Origin of the sequence: Bacteroides sp. Phil13, from assembly GCF_001940965.1 — a bacterium.
Classification (GTDB): domain Bacteria; phylum Bacteroidota; class Bacteroidia; order Bacteroidales; family Bacteroidaceae; genus Bacteroides; species Bacteroides intestinalis.
In genome coordinates, this window is the sequence record NZ_MSHA01000012.1 from 24,001 (window position 1) to 30,329 (window position 6,329).

Sequence of the window (6,329 nt, forward strand, 5' to 3'; positions counted from 1 at the left end):
AAATTGTACATAGAAAGATGTTTCGATTTGAAGAACCTACATATTTATACCTGTTGCTCCTGTTGCCTTTCTTGGCGGCTTTCTACCTGTACTCCAATTATCGGAGACGGAAAGCGATCCGCAAGTTTGGCGACCCGGTGCTAATGGCACAGTTGATGCCGGATGTATCTAAATATCGTCCGGATGTGAAGTTTTGGCTGGTGTTTGCTGCAATCGGACTGTTTGCTGTATTGCTGGCACGTCCGCAGTTTGGCTCTAAGTTGGAGACTGTGAAGCGTCAGGGAGTAGAGGTAATGATTGCGTTGGATATTTCTAACTCTATGTTGGCACAAGATGTACAACCCAGTCGTCTGGAGAAGGCCAAGAGACTGGTAGCACAATTGGTTGACAAGATGGAGAATGATAAGGTAGGTATGATTGTGTTTGCCGGTGATGCCTTTACACAGTTGCCTATTACAAGCGATTATATTTCTGCCAAGATGTTTTTGGAATCTATTAATCCGTCGTTGATATCCAAGCAGGGTACGGCTATCGGTGCAGCTATTAATCTGGCTACCCGCAGTTTTACACCCCAGGAAGGAGTAGGGCGTGCCGTCATCGTTATTACTGACGGTGAAAACCATGAAGGCGGAGCTGTGGAAGCTGCCAAGGCTGCTGCAGAAAAAGGTATTCAAGTCAGTGTTCTGGGTGTGGGTATGCCTGATGGTGCACCTATCCCCGTAGAAGGAACCAATGACTTCCGCCGTGACCGTGATGGAAACGTGGTTGTAACCCGCTTGAATGAGCAGATGTGTCAGGAAATAGCTCAGGCAGGAGATGGGATTTATGTGCGTGTAGACAACTCAAATGCTGCACAAAAGGTGATTGCTCAGGAGATTAATAAAATGGCGAAAGCGGATGTAGAAACACAGGTTTATACAGAGTTCAACGAACAATTCCAGGCTGTTGCATGGATTATATTGTTACTGTTGTTGGCTGAAATGCTGATTTTGGAACGTAAAAACCCGTTATTCCGTAATATCCATCTGTTTAAAAAGGAAGAAAGGTATGATGATGAGAAATAGAACTATCGGAATTATCTTGCTGCTACTGACGGCTATTTCAGTTTCCGCACAGAAAGCGGAACGCGACTATATTCGTAAGGGAAACCGTGCTTATAAAGATAGTACGTATGTAAATGCTGAAGTGAATTATCGGAAGGCTATTGATGTGAATCCGAAGTCGGCGATATCCATGTATAATCTGGGTAATACGCTTATGCAACAGAATAAGTTGCAGGAGGCTATGGAGCAGTTTGTTGCTGCCACTAAAATGGAGAAAGATAAGGGTAATCTTGCTCAAATCTATCATAATATGGGAGTAATATTCCATTCTGGTAAGGATTATGCCAAAGCTGTGGAAGCATACAAAGAGTCACTACGTAATAATCCGAAAGATAACGAGACGCGTTATAACTTGGCTTTGGCTCAGAAAATGTTGAAAGATCAGGAACAGAATCAGCAGAATCAAGACCAAAACCAAGATCAGAATCAGGACAAAAAGGAGCAGGAAAAAGAACAAGATAAAGACAAACAAGACCAAAATCAACAAGATCAGCAGAACCAGGATCAACAGCAGCAACCTCCTCAGCCACAAGAAAATCAGATGTCAAAGGAAAATGCAGAACAGCTTTTGAAGTCGGTGATGCAGGATGAGAAAGATGTACAGGATAAGGTGAAAAAACAGCAAGTTATCCAGGGTGGTCGTTTGGAAAAGGATTGGTAAATAATAAAAGATACGATAATATATGAGAAAATTGATTTTCTTATGGATAGCACTGGTAGTAGTCAGTCTGCAAGCTTTGGCTGATGACAAGGTGTCATTTACCGCATCAGCTCCTGATGCTGTAGCGGTGGGAGACCAGTTCAGACTGGCATATACAGTGACTACACAGAAGGTGAGAGATTTCCGTGCTCCCTCTATTAAGGGATTTGACGTACTGATGGGTCCCAGTCGCTCTCAGCAAAGTAGTATGCAAATAGTTAATGGGGTATCGACCTCAACTAGCAGTATTACTTTCACTTATATACTGATGGCTACTGCTGAGGGTAGTTTCACAATTCCGGGAGCTACAATTACAGCCGATGGTAATCAGATGGTTTCTAATTCTGTGCAAATCAAGGTTCTGCCAGCAGATCAGGCCGGAGCAGCTTCTTCAGGCGAAGGTAGTAGTCGTCAGCAGGGCAATACCAGCCGTGCTTCTTCAGGAACTTCTGTTTCCAATCAGGACCTCTTTATTTTACCTACTATTAGTAAGACCAATGTGTATGAACAAGAAGCATTTTTGCTGACTTATAAAATTTACACTCTGGTTGACCTTCGCGGCTTTGACAATGTGAAACTTCCTGATTTTAAGGGATTTCATTCGCAAGAAGTAGAACTTCCGGGTGATAGAAAATGGAGCTTGGAACATTATAAGGGACGGAATTATCAAACTACCGTTTACCGGCAATTTGTGCTGTTTCCGCAGCAGTCTGGTAATTTGACTATTGATCCGGCACGTTTTGATGCTTCTATTGCTAAAGCTACTCATGTATCTGATCCGTTTGAGGCTTTCTTTAATGGTGGCAGTAACTACATTGAAGTCAAAAAGACATTGATGACACCGAAACTAACTGTAGATGTGAAGCCTTTACCGGGCGATAAACCTGCTGATTTTTCCGGTGGAGTGGGAGAGTTTAGCATTTCTTCTTCCATTAATAGTACTAATGTAAAGACAAACGATGCTGTAACTATTAAACTCGTCATTTCCGGTACAGGTAATTTGAAGTTAATAGGTGATCCTGAGGTGAAATTCCCAGATGACTTCGAGGTATATGACCCTAAAGTTGATAATAAATTCAGGCTGACAAGTGCAGGACTTTCGGGTAGTAAGGTTATTGAATATCTGGCTATTCCACGCAATGCCGGAACATTTAAAATACCAGCGGTGAAATTCAGCTATTTTGATATCAAATCCCGTACTTATAAGATATTGACTACCGAAGAGTATGAATTGCATGTAGAGAAAGGTGAAGGAAATGCAGCGCAAACTATTGCTAACTTTACGAATAAAGAGGATTTGAAAGTCTTGAATGAGGATATTCGATTCATCAAGCAAAATGATGTGACGCTTTCTCAAAAAGGAGACTTCTTCTTTGACTCTATGTTGTACTGGTTGCTCTATTTAGTACCTGGCGTTGCGTTTATCATTTTCTTTATTGTTTACCGTAAGCAGATAGCAGCTAATGCTAACGTTGCGAAAATGCGTACGAAAAAGGCAAATAAGGTTGCTGTTAAACGTATGAAGTTAGCTGGTAAGTTGTTAGCTGAGAATAAAAAAGATGTTTTCTATGACGAAGTTTTGAAGGCTCTTTGGGGATATATAAGCGATAAATTGAATATTCCGGTTTCTCGACTTTCAAAAGATAATATTGAAGAGGAACTTCGTAAATATGGAGTGGAGGATGCATTGATTAAAGAATTCCTGGCTGCATTGAATGATTGTGAGTTTGCCCGTTTTGCTCCTGGCGATGATAATCAGGCTATGGATAAAGTCTATTCGGCTTCATTAGCAGTAATAAGTAAAATGGAGAATTCGATTAAACATTAATTAGGAGGTTATATGATGAAAAAAATACTGTTTTTTACTTTTGTTGGCCTGTTAATGGCATTGACCTCTTCTGGACAGACTGCATCGGATACATTACAACAAGCGAATGATTCGGTGACAATAGGTTCACACACTGAATTTTCAGCTGCTGCGCAAGAGAATAGTGTGACAAAAGCAGAAGGAGATAGCGCATATGTGAAGAATGATTATGCCTCTGCTATTCAGATATATGAAGCTCTGCTGAAAGAAGGAGAAGCGGCTGAGGTATACTATAACTTAGGAAATAGCTACTATAAGGCTGATGATATAGCAAAAGCCATTTTAAATTATGAGCGTGCACTTTTAATACAGCCAGGCAATGCTGATATTCGGGCTAATTTGGAGATTGCTCGTGCAAAAACAATTGATAAAGTGATTCCCGTACCCGAGGTTTTCTTTGTATCCTGGACGAAATCGTTGATTAATTGTTTGAGTGTGGATGCTTGGGCAAAGGTAGGCGTTGTTTGTTTCTTTTTGTTGCTTGCATTTCTTTATTTCTTCTTCTTTTCCAAGCAAATCGTGTGGAAGAAAATAGGATTTATTGCAGGGATAGTATTTCTGGTATTAGTTATATTAGCGAATGTCTTTGCTTTTCAACAGAAAAATGAGCTATTGGATCGTAACAATGCTATCGTACTAACTCCAAGTGTAACAGTACGTAGTACTCCGAGTGAAAGTGGCACCAGTTTGTTCATATTGCATGAGGGACGGAAGGTTGAAATTAAAGATAACTCCATGCGTGAATGGAAAGAAATCCGCTTAGAGGATGGTAAAGTAGGATGGGTACCTGCGTCATCTGTTGAAGTTATCTGATAGATATAATTCTTTCATAATAAGATAGTTAATAATAGAAAGAAGCCTGTTGAAAGGGAAAATACAAATCTCCTTTTGACAGGCTTCTTTATTTTTGTAAAAAAGACACCGAAATAGTTTGTTTTATCTTTTTTTTTCCTTAAGTTTATAGCGTGATAAGTGAAACTCACAGAGTTATTAACCATTAAATTTATAAATATGAGAACAATAACATTTAATGAACTTCGCAGAATTAAAGATTCATTACCTACTGGTAGTATGCATAGAATAGCCGATGAGCTCGGATTGAACGTCGATACAGTTAGAAATTTTTTTGGCGGTCACAATTTTAAGGAGGGTAAGAGTGTTGGGATACATTTAGAGCCTGGTCCGGATGGTGGTTTGGTTATGTTGGATGATACTACCGTCCTTGATAGAGCTCTAAAAATTCTAGATGAGATGAATGCCAGTGCTGAGCCTGTTCGAGCTTAAGAAAAGAAAGTTATAAATGAATCCCAATTGATAGACAAACAATTGGGATTTCTTATTTGTTTATAAAGTAAAAACAGTTGATTATGGAAGACAAGTTAGTAACCTTAGCTATTCTGACTTATGCAAAAGCTCAGATATTGAAGAATGTGCTTGAAAATGAAGGTATTGAAACCTATATTCATAATGTAAATCAAATACAACCTGTAGTGTCTTCAGGTGTGCGCTTACGTATAAAAGAAAGCGATCTACCGCGTGCATTGAAGATAACTGAGAGCTCTGCTTGGCTTTCTGAAGAGGTAGTGGGAGGGAAGTCACCCAAAGTAGAAAAGGAGAGTAATAAGGTCTTAATTCCTGTAGACTTTTCTAATTATTCAATGAAGGCATGTGAGTTTGGTTTTAATTTCGCTCAGAATATGGGAGCGGAAGTTGTGTTGCTTCATGTTTATTTTACACCAATCTATACCACGTCATTACCTTATGGAGACGTTTTTAATTATCAGCTAACAGACGATGAAAATGTAAAAAACATATTACAAAAAGTTCATGCAGACTTAAATACTTTATCTGACAAGGTAAAAGCAAAAGTAACTTCAGGAGAGTTTCCGAATGTAAAATATAATTGTGTGTTGCGTGAAGGTATTCCAGAAGAGGAAATTCTTCGTTATTCGAAGGAATATCGGTCACGTATTGTTATTATGGGGACTCGTGGTAAAAATCAGAAAGATATAGATTTAATTGGTAGTGTAACTGCTGAGGTCATTGAGCGAAGCCGTGTACCAGTTTTAGCCATTCCCGAGAATACTCCATTTAAACAGTTGGCAGAAGCTAAACGTATTGCATTTATCACCAATTTTGATCAACGGGATTTAATTGCATTCGATTCTTTGATTGCTGCTTTAAAGCCATTTCATTTCTCTGTATCTTTGATTCATCTGTCAGATGTTAAGGACACTTGGAATGAAATTAAATTAGGTGGTATTAAGGAATATTTTCAAAAACAGTATCCGGACCTGGAAATTCATTATGATGTTGTGATGAATGATGATTTCTTGAACAGCTTAGATAATTACATAAAAACTAATCATATTGATATAATTACGTTGACTACTTATAAACGCAATATATTCTCTCGCTTATTTAATCCAGGTATTGCTCGGAAGATGATTTTTCATTCCGATACACCGCTGTTAGTTATTTATGGACGCCCAAGCTAAAGTAAATAGCGCGAGCATTTCAAATTAATAATCGGTATTATGTTTAATATATAATACTAATATTCATTGGACCAGATTATTATACTTCCCTATTATAAAAATTTAGTATTTAGTAAGAAGCTCCTAAAAAATAAAAAGGAGATGTGTCAAAACTAAGGCAC

At 38.7% G+C, this 6,329-nt stretch carries 6 protein-coding genes; all 6 read left to right on the top strand.

Going from position 1 to position 6,329, the window contains the following annotated elements; translation table 11 throughout:
• Positions 1 to 17: 17 nt before the first annotated feature.
• The gene (locus BWI44_RS02320) at positions 18 to 1,064 is read left to right on the top strand and encodes a VWA domain-containing protein (RefSeq protein ID WP_007214245.1); all 1,047 of its coding nucleotides are present in this window, start codon (positions 18 to 20) and stop codon (positions 1,062 to 1,064) included.
• Positions 1,048 to 1,764: a tetratricopeptide repeat protein gene (locus BWI44_RS02325; protein WP_007214244.1), complete on the top strand. Its 717-nt coding sequence runs from the start codon at positions 1,048 to 1,050 to the stop codon at positions 1,762 to 1,764. Before BWI44_RS02320 ends, BWI44_RS02325 begins: the two co-directional genes overlap by 17 nt.
• A gap of 22 nt (positions 1,765 to 1,786) precedes the next feature.
• Positions 1,787 to 3,631, top strand: coding sequence for a BatD family protein (locus BWI44_RS02330; protein ID WP_138293220.1), 1,845 nt, complete (start codon positions 1,787 to 1,789; stop codon positions 3,629 to 3,631).
• Between the two features lie 12 nt (positions 3,632 to 3,643).
• Positions 3,644 to 4,483 (top strand): tetratricopeptide repeat protein, encoded by an 840-nt coding sequence (locus BWI44_RS02335; RefSeq protein ID WP_138293219.1) that lies wholly within the window; start codon positions 3,644 to 3,646, stop codon positions 4,481 to 4,483.
• Between the two features lie 198 nt (positions 4,484 to 4,681).
• Positions 4,682 to 4,954, top strand: coding sequence for a hypothetical protein (locus BWI44_RS02340; RefSeq protein ID WP_007218563.1), 273 nt, complete (start codon positions 4,682 to 4,684; stop codon positions 4,952 to 4,954).
• A gap of 83 nt (positions 4,955 to 5,037) precedes the next feature.
• Positions 5,038 to 6,168: a universal stress protein gene (locus BWI44_RS02345; RefSeq protein ID WP_117693559.1), complete on the top strand. Its 1,131-nt coding sequence runs from the start codon at positions 5,038 to 5,040 to the stop codon at positions 6,166 to 6,168.
• Positions 6,169 to 6,329: the final 161 nt, after the last annotated feature.

What these genes read in the sequence shown, in the direction of transcription:
- BWI44_RS02320 (WP_007214245.1), top strand. Translation starts at nt 18, where the DNA reads ATGTTTCGATTTGAAGAACCTACATATTTATACCTGTTGCTCCTGTTG.
- BWI44_RS02325 (WP_007214244.1), top strand. Translation starts at nt 1,048, where the DNA reads ATGATGATGAGAAATAGAACTATCGGAATTATCTTGCTGCTACTGACG.
- BWI44_RS02330 (WP_138293220.1), top strand. Translation starts at nt 1,787, where the DNA reads ATGAGAAAATTGATTTTCTTATGGATAGCACTGGTAGTAGTCAGTCTG.
- BWI44_RS02335 (WP_138293219.1), top strand. Translation starts at nt 3,644, where the DNA reads ATGATGAAAAAAATACTGTTTTTTACTTTTGTTGGCCTGTTAATGGCA.
- BWI44_RS02340 (WP_007218563.1), top strand. Translation starts at nt 4,682, where the DNA reads ATGAGAACAATAACATTTAATGAACTTCGCAGAATTAAAGATTCATTA.
- BWI44_RS02345 (WP_117693559.1), top strand. Translation starts at nt 5,038, where the DNA reads ATGGAAGACAAGTTAGTAACCTTAGCTATTCTGACTTATGCAAAAGCT.